This window comes from Nocardioides faecalis (assembly GCF_018388425.1).
Classification (GTDB): domain Bacteria; phylum Actinomycetota; class Actinomycetes; order Propionibacteriales; family Nocardioidaceae; genus Nocardioides; species Nocardioides faecalis.
This window is the reverse complement of sequence record NZ_CP074406.1, coordinates 1,248,823-1,266,720: the sequence shown is the minus strand read 5'-3', so window position 1 is coordinate 1,266,720 and position 17,898 is coordinate 1,248,823. Positions and strand designations below refer to the sequence as shown.

The window sequence follows — 17,898 nt, the reverse complement described above, 5'->3', positions numbered from 1 at the left end:
GCGAGGACGTCGGCGAGGGCGTCGAGACGACGCGAGGCCTGTGCGCACGCCGGGCGTGCACACAGGCCTCGTCAGGTCCTCGCGGGGTCATGACCCCCGCAACGGATCAGGCGTCGACGTAGAAGCTGTCGATGACGTCCTTGTTGTTGGCCTCGACGACGTTGCGCTTGACCTTCATGGACGGGGTCAGCTCACCGGACTCGATGCTGAGGTCGTGGTCGAGCAGCGTCCACTTCTTGACGGTCTCCCAGCGGTTGAGCTGGGCGTTGAGCTGGTCGACGTACTCCCCGACCATGGCCACGACCTGCGGGTCGCGGACCAGGTCGGTGTACGACGTGCCGCCCTTGCCGTTCTCCTCGGCCCAGCCGGCGATGCCGTCCGGGTCGAGGGTGATCAGCGCGGAGACGAAGTTGCGCTCGGCGCCGAAGACCATGAACTGGCTGACGTAGGGGCAGATCGCCTTGAACTTCGCCTCGATCGCGGGCGGGGCGATGTACTTGCCGCCGGAGGTCTTGAAGAGCTCCTTGATGCGGCCCGTGATCGTCAGGTAGCCGTCCTCGTCGATCTGGCCGCGGTCGCCGGTGCGCAGCCAGCCGTCGGCGGTGAGCGCCTCGGCGGTGGCCTCGGGACGGTTGTGGTAGCCGGCCATGATGTGCGGGCCCTTGAGCTGGACCTCGCCGTTGTCGCCGATGCGGACCTCGGTGCCGGGGAACGGCAGCCCGACGGTGCCCATCTTGTAGCGGTCGGGGTGGTTCACGGTGGCGCCCGCGGAGTTCTCCGTCATGCCGTAGCCCTCGAGGATGAGGACGCCGGCGGCGTGGAACCACCGGGCGATGTCGGCGTTGAGCGCGGCGGAGCCGGAGATGAAGAACTTCACCCGTCCGCCGAAGCGGTCGCGCACCTTGGAGAAGACCAGCTTGTCGAACAGGCCGTGCTGCAGCTTGAGGCCCAGCGGCACCGACTTGCCGGCGAGCTTGAGCTCGTCGACCTTGGCGCCCACGGCGAAGGCGCGCTTGAAGATCTTCTCCTTCAGCCCGCCCTCGGCGGCCTGCATGGTGACGATGCGCGAGTAGGCCTTCTCGAAGATCCGCGGCGCCGCGCCCATGAAGGTCGGCTTCACCACGCCCAGGTTGTCCACGATCTTGTCCACCCGGCCGTCGATCGCCGTCGCGAAGCCGCACGCCAGCTGGGTGGAGAGCAGGACCTTGCCGAAGGAGTGCGCCATCGGCAGCCACAGGAACTGCAGGTCGTCCTCGTTGAGGATGTCCTGGGCCTTGATCGCCTCGCCCTCGAAGACCCAGCCGCGGTGCAGGGTCCGCACGCCCTTGGGCTTCCCGGTGGTGCCGGAGGTGTAGATCAAGGTGGCGAGCTGGTCGCCGGCGATGTCCTTGGCGACGATCTCGATGCCCTCGGGGTGCTCGGCCAGGTACTCCTCGCCGATGCGGGCGAGGTCGTCCATCGAGATCACCCAGTCGCCGTCGGCCAGGGCGGCATCGAAGGAGACGACCTTCATCACCTCGGGCAGCTCGTCGCGGTGGTCGCGGAGCTTGGCCACCTGGACGTCGTCCTCGGCGAACACGACACGGCTGCCGGAGTCGCCGATGATGTACGCCGTGTCCTCACCGCCGGTCGTGGGGTAGACGGTGGTCGTGGCGCCGCCGGCGCACATGATCGCCAGGTCGGCGAGGATCCACTCGTAGCGGGTGGCCGCGGCGATCGCGACCCGGTCCTCGCGCTGCAGGCCGAGGCCGAGCAGGCCGGCGGCGATGCGCCGGACCTCGTCGCCGGTCTCCGCCCAGGTCACCGACTTCCAGGTCTCGCCGACGGGGAACCGGAACGCCTCGCGCGGTCCGCTGGCGGCCACACGGTCCCAGAACTGCACAGCGCAGTTCTGGGGCATGTGATCGAGGAAGCTGGTGTCTGTGTGGTTGGGCATGTCTCTCCCCTGCATGCTCGGCTGGCCGATGCGACTAGGGAGTAACCTAGATCACTCACCAACCTGGCGTCATCAACTACCCCCTACTGGCGAGGAAGTCCTCGGCCTTGCGGCGGGCCTTGGGGGTGAGCCCTTCGACGGCCAGCAGCTCGGGCAGCCTGCTCCGGTCGAGGTTCAGGGCGACGAACATGTCGCGGACGGTGATGCCGTGCGCGGGGCGCTGCACGACCTCGATCGCATCACCGGCGCCGACGGTGCCGACGGCGAGCACCCGGAAGTACGGCCCCGGTCGCAGCGCCTGCGCGAACCGCTTCACCCAGGCGGTCGCGTCGTACCCGGTCTCGCCCATCCAGCCCTTGAAGTCGTTGCACGGGGTGCGCACGTAGGAGACCTCCAGCAGCACCCCGTCGTCGCCGACCCGGAGCCGGGCGCCGATCTCGAGGGCGTTCAGGTCGATGCCGCGGGTGGTGAGGTTCTCGCCGAAGAGGCCGTCGCGGATCGGGCGGCCGAGCTCGGCCTCCCAGAAGTCGAGGTCCTCGCGCGCGTAGGCGTGCACGGCCTGCTCGCGGCCGCCGTGGTGCACGACGTCCCCGACCTCGTCGCCGGTCAGGCCGAGCTCGCCGACCCGCACGCGGCCGTCGGCGGCGCGCTTGTCGATGGCCGTGCGTCCCAACCCGGCCCACTCCTTGGCCTGGGGACGACCGACGCTGACGGTGAGGACGTGTGCCATGACCGGCATCCTCCCAGCCAGCGGCGGCGTCGGGTCAGTCCAGGTCATCGGCCGCGATCGACCGGGGACGGCCGTCCTCGTCGACGGCGAGCAGCACGTCCGCGCCCGCGACGAGGTGCTCGTCCGTGTCCAGCACCTCACCGGTCCGCGCTGAGAGCACCACCTGCTCGTCGAGGTCGTCGGGCCGTTGCAGGACCACCACCCCGGCGCCCACCTGCGGCTGGACGTCGTTGACCTCCTCGGGTGCCACCGGGGAGGTCCACCGGGTCTCGCCGGTCGCCAGGTCGAGACCGACGAAGCTGCCGCCGGCGGAGGCGAGCACGATCCCGGTGGACAGGTCGGCCACCTGGACGCCGACCACCACCGGCTGCGCGTCGGGCCGGCGCCACAGCACCTCGCCGTCGCGCAGGCGCACCAGCTCCATCGCCTCGACGGTGCGCAGCAGCACCCGCTCGGCGTCGACGAGTCCTGGGGCGCCCGTCAGCTCGACGCGGTGGCCGGGCAGTCGCAGCACCTCGCCCTCGATGGTGCTGACCAGGTCCCGGCCGAGCACCGTCATCGGCTGCTGCGCCTCGACGTCGGCGGGCCGGTCCGCGCCCTCGGCGACGGTCTCCCCGGACCTGGCGTCGACCAGCGTCCAGGCATCCAGGTCCTCGCCCTTGGTCAGGGCCTCGAGCAGGAACGCCCCCTGGCCGGTGTAGTCGCCGAACACCCGACCGTCCGCCTCCCGCACCCACAGCTGCTCCCCCGTCGGTGTGAACCCGGCGACCAGCTTGGGCGGAGCGGCGTCGAGGTCGGCGTACCGCTCCTGCGTCTCGACCACGACGACCGGACCGTCCTCGGTCGGCACGCAGCCACCCGAGGTCAGCCAGTCCTGCGCCGGCGCGAGCTCGGATCCGGGCGGTGCGGTGACCTGCGGGACGAGCACCCGCTCGGTGGCGACGTCGAGCACGTGCAGCGGCTCCTCGCCCACCGAGCTGCGCACCACCCACGTGCCGCACACGTCGGTGTCCGCGAGGGAGTCGTCGACGTTCCAGCGCAGGTCCGCCATCGAGGTCGGCACGCCCTCACGCCCGCCCCCACCGGTGTCGATGCCGTCCGGGTCGTCGCGGTCGTTGTCCGAGCACGCGACCATCGGCAGCAGGAGCAGCGGCGCCGCGAGCAACGCCGCACGGCGCCGGGAGCGGGTGGAGCGGCAGGGGACGTCGTACGGCGCGGGCACGGCGGCACCGTGCCCGAGGCGCCGGCGCCGAAACCGGCGCGGTCGCCGGGGCGTCGCTACTTCTTGGGCTTGTCCCCGGCAGGGCCGGTGCTGGACAGCGCAGCGACGAACGCCTCCTGGGGGACCTCGACGCGGCCGACCATCTTCATCCGCTTCTTGCCCTCCTTCTGCTTCTCCAGCAGCTTGCGCTTGCGGCTGATGTCGCCGCCGTAGCACTTGGCGAGCACGTCCTTGCGGATGGCGCGGATGTTCTCGCGGGCGATCACCCGGGCGCCGATGGCGGCCTGGATCGGCACCTCGAACTGCTGGCGCGGGATGAGCTCCTTGAGCTTGGAGGCCATCATCACGCCGTAGGCGTAGGCGGCGTCCTTGTGCACGATCGCGGAGAACGCGTCGACCGGCTCGCCCTGCAGCAGGATGTCGACCTTGACCAGGTCGGCGGCCTGGTCGCCGGCGAACTCGTAGTTGAGCGAGGCGTAGCCCTTGGTCTTCGACTTCAGCTGGTCGAAGAAGTCGAAGGCGATCTCACCCATGGGCAGGGTGTAGCGCATCTCCACGCGGTCCTCGGAGAGGTAGTCCATGCCCTGCAGCGTGCCGCGCTTGTTCTGGCACAGCTCCATGATCGTGCCGATGTAGTCGGACGGGCTGAGCACGGTGGCGTTGACGACCGGCTCGCGCACCTCCGCGACCTTGCCGTCGGGGTACTCGCTGGGGTTGGTGACGACCAGCTTCGAGCCGTCCTCCATGACGACCTCGTAGACCACGTTGGGCGCGGTGGAGATGAGGTCGAGGTTGAACTCGCGCTCCAGGCGCTCGCGGGTGATCTCCATGTGCAGCAGCCCGAGGAAGCCGCACCGGAAGCCGAAGCCGAGCGCGCCGGAGGTCTCCGGCTCGTACGTCAGCGACGCGTCGTTGAGCTGCAGGCGCTCCAGTGCGTCGCGCAGCTCGGGGTACTGGTCGCCGTCGATCGGGTAGAGGCCGGCGTAGACCATCGGGTTCGGGTGCTCGTAGCCGCCGAGTGCCTCGGTGGCGCCGTGGTGCTGCGAGGTGACGGTGTCACCGACCCGGGACTGGCGCACGTCCTTCACGCCGGTGATCAGGTAACCCGTCTCCCCCACGCCGAGCTCGCCGGCCTTGAGCGGCTCGGGGCTGATCACGCCCACCTCGAGCATCTCGTGCACCGCACCGGTCGACATCATCTTGATCCGGTCGCGGTGGGACAGCTTGCCGTCGAAGACTCGGACGTAGGTGACCACGCCGCGGTAGGTGTCGTAGACGGAGTCGAAGATCAGTGCCCGGGCCGGGGCGTCCGGGTCCCCCACGGGGGCGGGGGTCTGCTTGACGATCTCGTTGAGCAGGGCCTCGACGCCGACTCCCGTCTTGGCCGAGGTGAGCAGCACGTCCTCGGGCTCGCAGCCAACGAGGTTGGCCAGCTCGAGCGCGTACTTCTCGACGTTCGCGCTGGGCAGGTCGATCTTGTTGAGCACCGGGATGATGTGCAGGTCGGCGTTCATCGCCAGGTACAGGTTGGCCAGCGTCTGCGCCTCGATGCCCTGGGCGGCGTCGACGAGCAGCACCGCCGTCTCGCAGGCCTGCAGGGAGCGGGAGACCTCGTAGGTGAAGTCGACGTGGCCGGGCGTGTCGATCATGTTCAGCACGTAGGTGCCGGCGCCGGCTGCGATGTCGTGCTCGGCGGCGGCCGCCTCGGTCACCGTCCACGGCATCCGCACGGCCTGGCTCTTGATCGTGATGCCGCGCTCCCGCTCGATGTCCATCCGGTCGAGGTACTGCGCGCGAGCGGCGCGCTCGTCGACGACCCCGGTCAGCTGCAGCATCCGGTCGGCCAGCGTCGACTTGCCGTGGTCGATGTGCGCGATGATGCAGAAGTTGCGGATGATCGCCGGGTCGGTACGACCGGGCTGCGGGGCGACGGGTGCGGGCATGGTCCGGCCATTCTTCCAAAGGGCGACGGGTTCGAGAATTCGCGAGCGACCCCGCTGAGATGATGTGCCCCGTGCTGCCCTCCCGGATCCCCCACGGACGGACCGCGCGGCGGCTGGAATGGGTCCACCTGCCGCCGCGGCTGCGACGACAGGTCGAGGAGCGGCTCGGCTCCCCGGTCGAGGTCGCGGAGTCCGCCGGCGGCGGCTTCTCCCCCGGTTTCGCGTCCGTGCTCACCTGCGCCGACGGCACCAAGCACTTCGTGAAGGCCGCCTCGACGATCGCGCAGCGCGCGTTCGCCGAGTCCTACCGCGACGAGGCGGCCCGGCTCTCCGTGCTGCCCGCTAGCACGCCGACACCGCCTCTGCTCTGGAGCGCCGACGGTGGCGAGCACGCTGAGTGGGGCGACTGGGTGGTGCTCGAGACCGCGTACGTCGAGGCGCGGGCCCCGCAGCGTCCCTGGATCGAGGAGGACCTGGACGCCGCCGAGACGCTGGCCCTCCGCCTTGCCGAGGTGCTCACGCCCGCACCCGGTGACGGCTCCGGGGGCGGCTCCGGGGCAGCGCCGACGCCGGCGGCGGAGGAGATGGCGGCCTGGCCGGGGTTGTGGCGCCGCCTGGACCACCCGCACGCCGTGGAGGCCGCGGCACTCGCCCGTCGCCTGCCTGAGGTGGTCGTCGGGGACACGCTCTGCCACACCGAGATCCGCGACGACAACATCCTGATCACGCCCGGCGGCACGGCACTGGTGTGTGACTGGAACTGGCCCGTGGCCGGTCCCGCCTGGCTGGACTCGCTGCTGCTGCTCATCGGGCCGCGCGGGGACGGGCTGGATGTGGAGGCGCGGATCGCCCGGCATCCCCTGCTGGCCGACGTGCCGCCTGAGGACATCGACGTCGCGCTCGCGCTGGTGCTGGGCTGGTTCAGCACGTGCGCCGCGCAGCCGGTGCCGTCGAGCTCGCCGTACGTCCGGGCAGCGCAGGCGTGGCAGCGCGACGTCGTCGACGACTGGCTGGGCGAGCGGCGGGGCTGGCGCTGAGCACCGGGGACGCACCGCCTCCGGCGGGAGCCCGGTGGCGTTTTGGTGGGCGCTGGGGCCGCTGATAATCTTGCTGGTCGCGTCTCTGATGTCTCCGCCTGCCCTCGGGCACGGACCGTGGGACCCGGCCCTGGGCCGGTGGATGACGCACTCCGGACCTGATCAGCACCTTCACACGACAAGAGGCAGTCACCAGTGGCGAACATCAAGAGCCAGATCAAGCGCAACAAGCAGAACGAGAAGGCGCACGAGCGCAACAAGGCGGTCAAGAGCGGCCTGAAGACCGCCATCCGCAAGTTCCGCACGGCCGCCGAGGCCGGCGACAAGGACACCGCCACCGCGCTGGCCCGCGAGGCCACCAAGAAGCTGGACAAGGCTGCCTCCAAGGGCGTCATCCACAAGAACCAGGCCGCGAACCGCAAGTCGTCGATCGCGAAGCAGGCCGCTTCTCTCTGAGCCCCTGGCGTTCCGGAGTTGAACGAGCCCCCCGCAGCAGCGGGGGGCTCGTCTCCGTTTTGGCGACCCTCACCGGGTCGTCACCGCGTCACCAGGTGAGCTCGATCTCCAGCTCGTTCTCGGAGCCGATCTCGACCTCGACCTTCAGGTCGACCTCGTCGGGGATGCTGACGGTGATCCGCTTGCCGTCCTTGTCCAGCTCGACGGAGTTGTGCCGGGCCAGCGAGTCCGCCAGGGCGTGCAGCTTGGCGGCGGCCTCCTCCCGGGTCACGCGCTGGGTCCGGCCGGTCTCGAACAGGTCCATGGATTCTCCTCTGGGTCGGGGGACGCACACGCTACCGAGCCCGCTGTGTCCGGGACGCGTGAGGTCCGGGACGCGTGAGGTCCGGGGCCCGTGAGGTTCAGGCCCGGCGCAGCGCGGTGATGGTGAGCACCAGCCGCTCCAGCGCATAGGAGGCGTCGCTGGCCGCCCCCTTGATGTCGGCGTCGGCCTGGGCGACGGCGCGGATGGCGCCGCCGAGCCCGGCCTCGCTCCAGCCGCGTGCCTGATCGCGCAGCGTCCGCAGCTTCCACGGCGGCACCCCGACCTCCCGGGCCAGGTCCGCCTCGCGCATGCCTCGCGGAGCGCTGACCAGCCGGGCCAGGCCGCGGGCGCTGCCCGCGAAGGCGGAGGTGACCAGGACCGCCGGGGTGCCGGAGTCGAGCGCCCAGCGCAGCTCCTCCAGCGCCGCCCGGTCGCGGCCGGCGAACGCCGCGTCGGCGACCGCGAAGGACTTGGCCTCGGCCCGGCCACCGAAGTAGCGGCGCACCTGGGCCTCCCCGATCCGCTCACCGGGGAAGTCGTTGGCGAGCTGGTGGGCGGCGCCGGACAAGGAGCGCAGGTCGCGACCGACGGCCTCGATCAGGAAGTCGGCGGCCTCGCGCTCGATGGTGGCACCGAAGCGGCGTACCTCGTTGGCGACGAACGAAGCGAAGTCGGAGGCCCGCAGCTCCTCGGACTTGTGCTCGGTGACCGTCTTGAGCTTGCGCAGCTTGGTGAGCACGCCGCTGCCCTTCTGCCCGCCGCCGTGGACCAGCACCAGCGCGACGTCGTCGACCGGGGCCGCGGCGTAGGCCAGCAGGCCGGCGACCGACTCCTCCGGCAGGTTCTCCAGCCCGCGCACCACCACGCAGCGGATCGAGGAGAACAGCGACGGCGCCGCCATCTCCCCCAGGGAGGCGAGGGTGAGGTCGGCGGCGGGGCTGTCGGCGAGCTCGGCCTCCGGGTCGTAGCCGCGCACCGTCGCCTTGACGTCGTCGACCGTCCGCGCACCGAGGAACTCCTCCTTGCCGGTGACCAGCGTGACCCGGCCCAGCACGTCCTCCGCCCGCATGGGCTCAGCCTTCCACATCCCTCCGACCACGGCGGCACCCCTCCGGCCCTGGCAGGTGGCGGGGTGACGCGGTCGCACGGTGCGGTCGGGTGGCACCCGTGGCGGGCGTCATCCCGCAGGCTCACAGGACGACGCCGCCCGCCCGGAGCCACCGGACGCCGAAGGCCCGGCGGTGCAGGCGACCATCCCGTCCCGGTCGGTGCGCAGCACCCGGGCCCCGCACTCCTGCAGCCCCTGGGTCGTGGCCGGCGCAGGGTGCCCATAGTCGTTGTCCGCGCCCACCGAGGCGATGGCGACGGTGGGCGTCGTCGAGCACAGCCAGGCCAGGTCCTGGTGCCGGGAGCCGTGGTGCGGCACCTTGAGGACGTCGACGTCGAGGCCCGGGACGGCGTGGGCCACCCGAGCCTGGCCGGGCGGTTCGAGGTCGCCGGTGAGCAGCACCCGCATGCCGGCCACCTCGACGAGCAGCACCACGCTGGCGTCGTTGGCCGAGGTACCGTCGCCCGCGCCCGGCGCCGGGCGTCCCTCGCGGGGGTGCAGCACCTGCACCACGACCCCGCCGAAGCTCCGGGTGCTGCCGAACGGGGCGAGCGTGAGCGGCACCCCGGCCTCGTCGGCGCGCCGCTGCACCTCGAGGGCACCGGACGGGGGGTCGAGCACCGCGGTGGTCTCGATCGCGCTGACTCGGCGGCCGCGCAGCACCCCGGCCAGGCCGTCGACGTGGTCGGCGTGCAGGTGGGTGAGCACGACCAGCGGCACCTCCCGGACACCGAGGGTGGTCAGGCACCGGTCCACCGCCTCGGGGTCGGGTCCGGTGTCGACCACGATGCCCGCCCCGCGGCTTGTGGCCAGCACGAACGCGTCGCCCTGGCCCACGTCACAGGCGACCAGCGCCCAGTCCTCCGGCACGCTACCGGCACCGCCGGGCCACACCCGGCCGGGCACGCCGAGCAGGGTCACCACCAGCAGGCCGGCCAGCCCCATGCCCCAGGCGCGGCGGCGCAGCACCACGGGCAGCACCAGCGCGACGGCGGCGCACAGCAGCACCAGGGCGGCCACCGCGCCCGCCCCCGTGCCCCACCCGATGGCCGCTCCGGGCAGCGCCGCCCCACGCTCGGCGACCGTGACGATCCAGCCCACGCACCAGCCGGCCCCGGTGCCGAGCAGGCTCCCCGCGGGCGGCGCCAGCAGCCCGACGAGACCGCCGAGCAGCCCCAGCACGGTGGCCGGTCCTACCGCCGGGCCGGCGAGCAGGTTGGCCACGACCGCCACCAGGCTCACCTCCGCGGAGAGCACCGCCACGATCGGGGTGCAGGCGAGCTGCGCGGCGGTGGGCACGGCGATCGCCTCGGCCAGGCCGCGCGGCAGCCAGCGAGCCAGGGCCGCCGCCGACGGCGGACCGAGCAGGACGATGCCCGCGGTGGCCAGCACGGACAGCGCGAACCCCGGCGTGACGGCCAGCGCCGGCTGCAGGAGCAGCAGCGCGGTCACCGCCGCCCCCAGCGCCCGCAGCCCGCGGCGCCGCGGGTCGGGCCCGAACGCGAACAGGCCCACCGTGCCCATCGCGGCCGCGCGCAGCACGCTCGGCTCGGTGCGGGCCAGCAGGACGAAGCCGACGATGCCCGCGGCGCCGACGAGCGTGAGCCAGTGACGTCGTACGCCGAGGGTGCGGGCGAGGAGCAGCAGCGCACCGACCACCAGGGTCAGGTTGGTCCCACTGACGGCCGTGAGGTGGGTCAGCCCGGTGGTGCGGAAGTCCTCCTCGACCTCCGCCGGCAGGCCGGCGTCGTCTCCGTCGACCAGGGCCGGCACCAGGCCGGCCTGCGCCGGCGGGCGGTGTGCGACGGCGTCGCGGATCGAGGCCCGCAGCGCGGCCGACGCGCGCCACCACACATCCGGGCCTCGGAGCCGCTCCGGCGCTCGCGCACCGGTCAGCAGGGCAGCAACCGGCCCGTCGTCGGAGGGGGCGAGCCGCCCCCGGGTCCGCACCTGCTCCCCCAGCTGCGCGTCGGCCCAGGCCGGCTCCCCCAGCACCACCACGGTGCCGCCGAGGCGCCGACTGACACCGCGGGAGGTGACCGCCTCGACCCGCAGCCGTACGACGACCTGCGGACCCCACTGGCCCTCCACCCGCCGCGGGTCGGAGGCCACGGTGCCGACCAGCTCGGCGGTGGCCCGCTCGGCCGCCCAGCCGTGCAGCGGACTGCTCTGCACGGCGTGCTCGCGCAGCACGGTCCCGGCCGCCACGGCGGCCGCCAGCAGCAGGCACGCCCCGAGCAGCCGCAGCACCGCCGCCCGGGGCCCGTGCCGGCCGCGCGCCACCCATCCGGACGCCAGCGTGACGACGCCGGCGAGTGCCAGGGCGACCGCGAGCCCGCCGCGGACACCCTGCGAGCCGGCGTGGACCGCGGCCACGCCGCCGAGCCAGGCAGCCGCGCCCAGCAGCGGCAGCCTCAGGTCGTGCGGGCGGGACGGGCCACCGCTCGGCCCGGCCGCACGACCTGCACCTGCCGTCCGGTCGGCGCCGGCCTGGTCGCTGCGCTCGATGTGATCCCGCACGACGACCGGGCGGCGCACCGCCTCACACCGTGACCTGCGGGGCGAGCCTGGCCAGGGTCTTCTCGCCGATGCCGTCCACCTCGAGCAGCTCCTCGACGCTGGTGAACCCGCCGTTCTGCTCGCGCCAGGAGATGATCGCCTGCGCGGTGACCGGGCCGACGCCCGGCAGGGTCTCCAGCTCGACCTGGCCGGCCAGGTTGAGGTTGACCAGACCACCTCCCGGCAGTCCCGTCCCGCCCGGCGCGGGGCCGGTGCCCGCACCCCCGGCACCCATGCCGCCGGCACCCGGGGCTCCGGCGCCGGAGGACCCGGGGACGCCGACCACCACCTGCTCGCCGTCGACGAGCACCCGGGCCAGGTTGACCGAGGTCAGGTCGACGCCGCGGCGCGCGCCGCCGGCCTCCGCCAACGCATCAGCGACCCGGGCGCCCTGGGCGAGCACGACGATGCCGGGACGGCGGACCTTGCCCGCGACGTCCACCGTGACCGTGCCCGGTGCGGCACCGGTGCCCGGGGCGGTGCTCGCAGCCGCATCACCGGGTGTCGTGCCCGTCTCGGCAGCGAGCGCGCCGCCCGTGTGCAGGGGCGCGGCCGGCTGCCCGGCGGTGACCGCCGCCGGCACCACCTCCTGCGGCCGGTCGCGCACCACCCACCACGTGGTGACCGCCAGCCCGAGTGCCACCGCCAGCGCGATCACCGTGACGTGCGCCGGCCCCAGGGACGGCAACCGGGGCGCCGGAGCCACGACCGCCGGCCGCGGCAGGGCGGGGCGAGAGCGGCGGCGCCGCGCGGCGTGGCGGCCGGGGACGGGCAGGTCCGGCAACACCCCGGCCTGGGCCGGTGTCGTCCCCGCCCGGAGCGTGGGCTCCGTGGTCGGCGCGGGGGCTGGACCGGTCGCCGCGTCGCCTCCGAACACCCCGTCCGCCCCGTCCGCCCCGTCCGCCCCGTCCGGTGGCCCCGGGCTGCCGGCGACGCGGGTGTGGTCCGCCCACCAGGGCTCCTCCCCCGCGCTCGCCCACAGCGGCGCGGGGTCCGGTTCGGCCGGGGTCGGGCCGGACGGGGTCGGGCCGGGGCCGCGACCTGGACCGGCCCCGAGACCGGAGGCGATCTGGGCGAGACGCCGGGCGGCAGCGTCGCTGCGGATCGCCTCGGCTCGCTCGTCGGGTCCACGGCGGGAGTACATGTCCGGCACGTTAGGCCGAACAGGCGGCCGCCCGCCGAGCGCGCGGCGCGGCCTGTGGAGAACCCGCGGCACGGCTGGGACTGTGCACGATCCCCGGCCGGGCCGGCGACCCGTGCAGCGACGAGCCCGGCCAGGCCGGGTGATCAGGCCGGGCGGTGAGGCCGGGTGGTGAGGCCGGGTGGTGAGGCCGGGTGGTCAGGCCGGCTGGTCAGGCCGGGTCGGCGAGCGGTGCGACGCAGACGGCGAGCATCCCGGGCCCGACGTGGGCGCCGAGGACGCCCCCGACCTCCACGCACCGCACGTGCTCGCCGCCCGGGACGGCGGCGACCTGGTCGCCGAGCTGCTCGGAGAGGCGCTCGGCCAGGGCGGCGGCGCGGTCGTGGGCGGCCAGGTGGGCCACGCTCAGCTCGACCCTGCCCTCGCCGGCGGCCTCGACTGCGAGCGCCTCGAGCCGGGCGATGGCCTTGGCCGAGGTGCGCACCTTCGCCCGCGGCACGATGACCCCGTCCTCGATGCCCAGCAGCGGCTTGACGGCGAGCGCGCCGCCGAGCACGGCGCCGGCCCGGCCGACGCGGCCGCCGCGGCGCAGGTACTCCAGGGTGTCGACGTAGAACAGCGACGTGGCGGCGCCCGCCCTGCTCCGGGCGGCCTCGGCGGCCGCCTCCAGCGAACCGTCGGCGGCCAGCACCCGGGCCGCGGACTCCACCGCGTAGCCGGTCGCCATGCCGACCTGTCGGGTGTCCACGCAGGTGACCGGGACCGGCGCGTTGCGCGAGGCGACCAGCGCCGACTCGAAGGTGCCGCTGACCTCGGCGGAGAGGTGGACCGACAGGATCGCCTCGACGCCCTCGGCGGCGAGCCGCTCGTAGAGGGCGGCGAAGACCGCAGGGGCGGGACGCGACGTGCTGACCGCCCGCTTGTCCCGCAGCGCGGTCGCCACCTCTTCCGGGGTGGCCTCAGGGGTGCCCTCGTCGTAGGAGACGTCGTCGATGACGACCTGCAGCGGCACCACGGTGATGCCGCTCGCCGCGGCGGCCTCCGGCTCCAGGAGTGCCGTCGAGTCGGTGACGAGCGCTACTGACCCCACAGGTCAGATCACACCACGACGTTGACGAGCTTGGGAGCCCGGACGACCACCTTGCGGACTGCTCGGCCGTCGATCGCCTTCACGACCGCCTCGTCGGCCAGGGCGAGGGCCTCCAGCTCGGCCTCGGTGATGTCCGGGGAGACCTCCAGGCGCGCGCGGACCTTGCCCTGGATCTGCACGACCGCGGTGACCGTGTCCTCGACCAGGAGCGCCGGGTCCACCGTGGGCCAGGCGGCCTGCGCGACCGACGGCTCGTGGCCCAGGCGGGCCCACATCTCCTCGGCGGTGTACGGCGCCACCAGCGACAGCAGGATCGCGACGGTCTCGGTCGCCTCCCGCACCGCCGGGTCGGCCGGGCCGCAGCCGGAGTCGATGGCCTTGCGGGTGGCGTTGACCAGCTCCATGGTGCGTGCCACGACGACGTTGAAGCGGTAGGACTCCAGCAGCTGGGCGGCCTCGTGCACCGTCTTGTGGGTGACCTTGCGCAGGGCGACGTCGCCGGTGGCCGGGTCGGTGCCCGGGGCGGAGGCGACGTCTCCGGCGAGGCGCCAGGCGCGCTGCAGGAACTTGGCGGAGCCGGCCGGCGAGACGTCGGCCCAGTCGATGTTGTCCTCCGGCGGGCTGGCGAAGACCAGGGTGAGCCGGACCGCGTCGACGCCGTACTCCTCCAGCTGGGTTCCCAGGTTGATCCCGTTGCCCAGGGACTTGCTCATCTTGCGGCCGTTGTTGATGACCTTGCCCTGGGACAGGTACGCCGTGAACGGCTCGTCCCAGTCGATCAGGCCCAGGTCGCGCAGCACCTTGGTGAAGAACCGGGCGTAGAGCAGGTGCAGCACGGCGTGCTCGTCGCCGCCGATGTAGAGGTCGATCGGGCCCCACGCCTTGGCCAGGGCGGGGTCGAACGCCTGGGTGGCGTCGTTGGGCGAGAGGTAGCGGAAGAAGTACCACGACGAGTCGACGAAGGTGTCCATCGTGTCGGTGTCGCGCTTCGCGGGGCCGCCGCAGGTCGGGCAGGACACGTTGACCCAGTCGCTGGCCGCGCCCAGGGGCGAGGTGCCCTTGGGCTTCAGGTCCGCGCCGCGCAGCTCGGGCAGCTCGACGGGCAGCTGGTCCTGCGGCACCGGCACCTCGCCGCAGTCGGGGCAGTGGATGATCGGGATCGGCGCGCCCCAGTACCGCTGCCGCGACAGCAGCCAGTCCCGCAGCCGGAAGTTGACGGTGCCGGTGCCGCGGCCATCAGCCTCGAGCAGCTCGATGGCCCGCCGGATGCCCTCGGTCTTGTCGCTGAGCCCGTCGAGGGGTCCGGAGCTGACGTAGGTGCCGTTGCCGGTGGTGGCGACGCCGGAGACGGCCGGGTCGTCCTCGCCGGTGTCCACGACGCGTCGTACCGGCAGGTCCATCGCACGGGCGAAGTCGAGGTCACGCTGGTCGTGGGCGGGCACGGCCATGATCGCGCCGGTGCCGTAGTCGGCCAGCACGTAGTCGGCCGCCCACACCGGGATCTGCTCGCCGGTGACCGGGTTGGTGGCGTGCACGCCGAGGAAGACCCCGGTCTTGGGGCGGTCGGTGGCGAGCCGGTCGATGTCGGAGGCCTTGCGGACCTGCTCGCGGTAGTCCTCCAGCGCCGGGCGCTGCTCGTCGCTGACCAGCTCGGCGGCCAGCTTGGCGTCGGCGGCCACCACCATGAAGGTGGCGCCCCACAGCGTGTCGGGACGCGTGGTGAACACGGTCAGCGGCTCGTGGCCCTCGACCTCGAAGGTGACGTGCGCACCCTCGGAGCGGCCGATCCAGTTCCGCTGGGCGTTGACGACCTTGCCGATCCAGCTGTCCTGCAGGTCGTCGAGGCAGTCGTAGAGCTCCTGGGCGTACTGGGTGGTGCGGAAGTACCACTGGGTGAGCTCGCGCTTGGTGACCTCGGCGCCGCAGCGCTCGCAGGTGCCGTCGGCCAGCACCTGCTCGTTGGCCAGCACGGTCTGGTCCTTCGGGCACCAGTTCACCGGCGAGTTCTTGCGGTAGGCCAGGCCGGCCTCACGGAACTTCAGGAACAGCCACTGCGTCCAGCGGTAGTACTCCGGGTCGGAGGTGTGCAGCCGGCGCGACCAGTCGAAGCTGATGCCGTAGCGCTTCATCGAGTCGGCCTGGGTCTCGATGTTGGCGTAGGTGTACGTCGCCGGGTGCTCGTCGTTGCGGATCGCGGCGTTCTCGGCGGGCAGGCCGAAGGAGTCCCAGCCCATCGGGTTGAGCACCTCGTAGCCGCGGAAGCGCCAGTAGCGCGAGATCACGTCGTGGATCGCGAAGACCTCGGCGTGGCCCATGTGCAGGTCGCCGCTGGGGTAGGGGAACATCGTGAGCGCGTAGCGCTTCTCGCGCTCACCGGCCAGCACGACGGCGTCGTCGGCGCGGAACGGGTCGAGCTTCTCCCAGACCGGCAGCCACTTCTCCTCGATGGCACGGACGTCGAAGTGGACCTCAGTTTCGCTCACGGCCCAAGGATAGTCGTCGTACGCCTCGGTTCAGGCGACGGCCTCACCCGTCTGGACGCGCCACAGGGCGGCGTACAGGCCGTCGCGGGCGACCAGCTCGGCGTGGGTGCCGGCCTCGGCGATCCGGCCGGCGTCGAGCACCCAGATCCGGTCGGCGTGACGCACCGTGGAGAGGCGGTGGGCGACCACGATCGTGGTGCACCGCTCGCCCGCTCGGCGCAGCGACTCCTGGATCGCGGCCTCGGTCTCGTTGTCCACCGCGCTGGTGGCCTCGTCGAGCACGAGCACGCCGGGGTCGCGCAGCAGTGCGCGCGCCAGCGCGATCCGCTGCCGCTGGCCGCCGGACAGGGTGACGCCCCGCTCCCCCACCCAGGTGTCGTAGCCGGCGGGCAGGGCCTCGATGAAGGCCGCGGCGGCGGCCGCGGCGGCGGCCGCACGGACCTCCTCGGTGCTCGCGCCGGGGCGTCCGTAGGCGATGTTGTCGGCGATGGTGCCGGAGAACAGGAAGACGTCCTGGGCCACGTAGCCCATCGAGCCGCGCAGGGAGTCCCAGTCCAGGTCACGCACGTCGGTGCCGTCCAGCAGCACCTGGCCTGCGCGCGGGTCGTCGAAGCGCAGCACCAGGCGCAGCAGGCTGGACTTGCCGGCGCCGGTGGCGCCGACGATCGCGTGGGTCTGCCCGGCCGGCACCAGCAGGTCGATGTCGTGCAGCACGTCGGGACCGTCGGCGTAGCCGGCCCGCACCCCGCGCAGCTCGACGCGCCCGCGCACCGGCCGGGCGAGCACCGCGCTGCCCGCAGGCACGGTGACCGGCTCGTCGAGCAGGCCCAGGATGCGGGCGGTGGAGGCGCGGCCGCGCTGGTAGAGGTCGAGCACCTCCGCGACCGCGGTCATCGGCCACAGCAGGCGCTGGGTCATGAAGACCAGCACGGAGTACAGGCCGAGCTCCAGGTCGCCGTTCAGCGTGGCCCAGCCACCGAGCAGCAGGGTGCAGGTGAACCCGGCGAGGATCGCCATCCGGACCAGCGGCACGAACGCGGCCGAGGAGCGGATGGCCGCGACGTTGGCCTCGCGGTAGGCGGTGGAGAAGCCGGCGACCCGGTCGCGCTCACGGTCCTCGGCGGTGAACGCCTTGATGGTCGCGATGCCGGAGAGGTTGGCGCCGAGCGCGCCGGAGAGGTCGGCGACGGCGTCGCGGACCCGGGCGTAGAGCGGCTCGAGGCGACGCTGGAAGACCAGCGAGCCGAGCACCACCAGCGGGATCGGCAGGAACGCGTAGAGGGTGAGCTCCCACGACGCCGCCGCGAACACGGCACCGACCAGCACCACGTTGAGCGCGGTCTGCAGGATGGCGGGGATCCCGACGTCGAGCAGCCGCTCGAGCTGGTTGACGTCGTCGTTGAGCGTGGCCAGCGTGGAGCCCTGCGGCCGGGTCTCGTGCCAGCCCAGGTCGAGGTGCTGCACGTGGTCGTAGGCCTGCACCCGCAGGTCGTGCTGCAGCCCCTGGGCCAGGCCGCGCCACGTCACCGCGGCGGCGTACTCGGTGAGCGACTCCACGATCCAGACCACGACGTTGATGGCCGCGAGCCAGCCCAGCTGGGCGTGGCGGGACTCCACCCCCAGCAGCTCCCCGACGAACGAGTCCGCACCCCGGACCACGACGTCCACGGCCGCGCCGATGAGCAGCTCGGGCACGATGTCGGCGACCTTGTTGATCGTCGACAGCACGACCGCCAGCACGAAGCGGGAGCGGTAGCGCCGGTAACGCTGCCACAGCTCCCGCATGGGTCGATCAGATCGGGTCAACGGTGCTCCTCCAGAGTTTGTTAGGTTCACCTTAGTGATGCCGGACCGCTCTGCGATCCTCGGCCACCACCGCTCTCGGAGCG

13 protein-coding genes are annotated in these 17,898 nt (G+C 73.0%); 2 read left to right on the top strand and 11 right to left on the bottom strand.

All coding sequences use genetic code 11. From position 1 onward, the window contains the following. Nucleotides 1-106: 106 nt before the first annotated feature. From KG111_RS05840 to lepA, 4 genes are all read right to left on the bottom strand, one after another. Nucleotides 107-1,936: an AMP-dependent synthetase/ligase gene (locus KG111_RS05840; protein WP_205291630.1), complete on the bottom strand. Its 1,830-nt coding sequence runs from the start codon at nt 1,934-1,936 to the stop codon at nt 107-109. A 76-nt stretch (nt 1,937-2,012) separates the two neighbouring features. After that, on the bottom strand, nt 2,013-2,666 hold the full coding sequence (locus tag KG111_RS05835) for an MOSC domain-containing protein (RefSeq protein ID WP_240195754.1): 654 nt from the start codon (nt 2,664-2,666) through the stop codon (nt 2,013-2,015). Nucleotides 2,667-2,700: 34 nt separating this feature from the next. Beyond that, nucleotides 2,701-3,888, bottom strand: coding sequence for an outer membrane protein assembly factor BamB family protein (locus KG111_RS05830; protein WP_205291632.1), 1,188 nt, complete (start codon nt 3,886-3,888; stop codon nt 2,701-2,703). A 56-nt stretch (nt 3,889-3,944) separates the two neighbouring features. Continuing rightward, nucleotides 3,945-5,831 (bottom strand): translation elongation factor 4, encoded by a 1,887-nt coding sequence (gene lepA, locus KG111_RS05825; protein ID WP_205291633.1) that lies wholly within the window; start codon nt 5,829-5,831, stop codon nt 3,945-3,947. Between the two features lie 71 nt (nt 5,832-5,902). Between lepA and KG111_RS05820 the strand changes: the two genes are divergently transcribed. Further along, nucleotides 5,903-6,868 (top strand): phosphotransferase family protein, encoded by a 966-nt coding sequence (locus KG111_RS05820; protein WP_249666317.1) that lies wholly within the window; start codon nt 5,903-5,905, stop codon nt 6,866-6,868. A 195-nt stretch (nt 6,869-7,063) separates the two neighbouring features. Continuing rightward, nucleotides 7,064-7,324 (top strand): 30S ribosomal protein S20, encoded by a 261-nt coding sequence (gene rpsT, locus KG111_RS05815; protein ID WP_205291634.1) that lies wholly within the window; start codon nt 7,064-7,066, stop codon nt 7,322-7,324. A gap of 88 nt (nt 7,325-7,412) precedes the next feature. Here the strand turns inward: rpsT and KG111_RS05810 are convergent, their stop codons facing one another. From KG111_RS05810 to KG111_RS05780, 7 genes are all read right to left on the bottom strand, one after another. Continuing rightward, a complete protein-coding gene (locus KG111_RS05810; protein ID WP_205291635.1) occupies nt 7,413-7,628 on the bottom strand; it encodes an amphi-Trp domain-containing protein in 216 nt (71 codons plus the stop codon). A gap of 97 nt (nt 7,629-7,725) precedes the next feature. After that, nucleotides 7,726-8,697 carry a DNA polymerase III subunit delta gene (gene holA / locus KG111_RS05805; protein WP_240195755.1) on the bottom strand — a complete coding sequence of 324 codons (972 nt, stop codon included), beginning with the start codon at nt 8,695-8,697 and terminating at the stop codon, nt 7,726-7,728. Between the two features lie 108 nt (nt 8,698-8,805). Beyond that, nucleotides 8,806-11,274 carry a ComEC/Rec2 family competence protein gene (locus KG111_RS05800; RefSeq protein ID WP_249666316.1) on the bottom strand — a complete coding sequence of 823 codons (2,469 nt, stop codon included), beginning with the start codon at nt 11,272-11,274 and terminating at the stop codon, nt 8,806-8,808. A 4-nt stretch (nt 11,275-11,278) separates the two neighbouring features. After that, nucleotides 11,279-12,439, bottom strand: coding sequence for a ComEA family DNA-binding protein (locus tag KG111_RS05795; protein ID WP_205291636.1), 1,161 nt, complete (start codon nt 12,437-12,439; stop codon nt 11,279-11,281). Nucleotides 12,440-12,647: 208 nt separating this feature from the next. Continuing rightward, nucleotides 12,648-13,526 carry a DegV family protein gene (locus KG111_RS05790; RefSeq protein WP_205291637.1) on the bottom strand — a complete coding sequence of 293 codons (879 nt, stop codon included), beginning with the start codon at nt 13,524-13,526 and terminating at the stop codon, nt 12,648-12,650. A gap of 8 nt (nt 13,527-13,534) precedes the next feature. Beyond that, nucleotides 13,535-16,009 (bottom strand): leucine--tRNA ligase, encoded by a 2,475-nt coding sequence (gene leuS / locus KG111_RS05785; protein WP_205291638.1) that lies wholly within the window; start codon nt 16,007-16,009, stop codon nt 13,535-13,537. A 30-nt stretch (nt 16,010-16,039) separates the two neighbouring features. Continuing rightward, nucleotides 16,040-17,794, bottom strand: a complete 1,755-nt coding sequence (locus KG111_RS05780) for an ABC transporter ATP-binding protein (RefSeq protein ID WP_205291639.1) — start codon at nt 17,792-17,794, stop codon at nt 16,040-16,042. Nucleotides 17,795-17,898 lie beyond the last annotated feature (104 nt).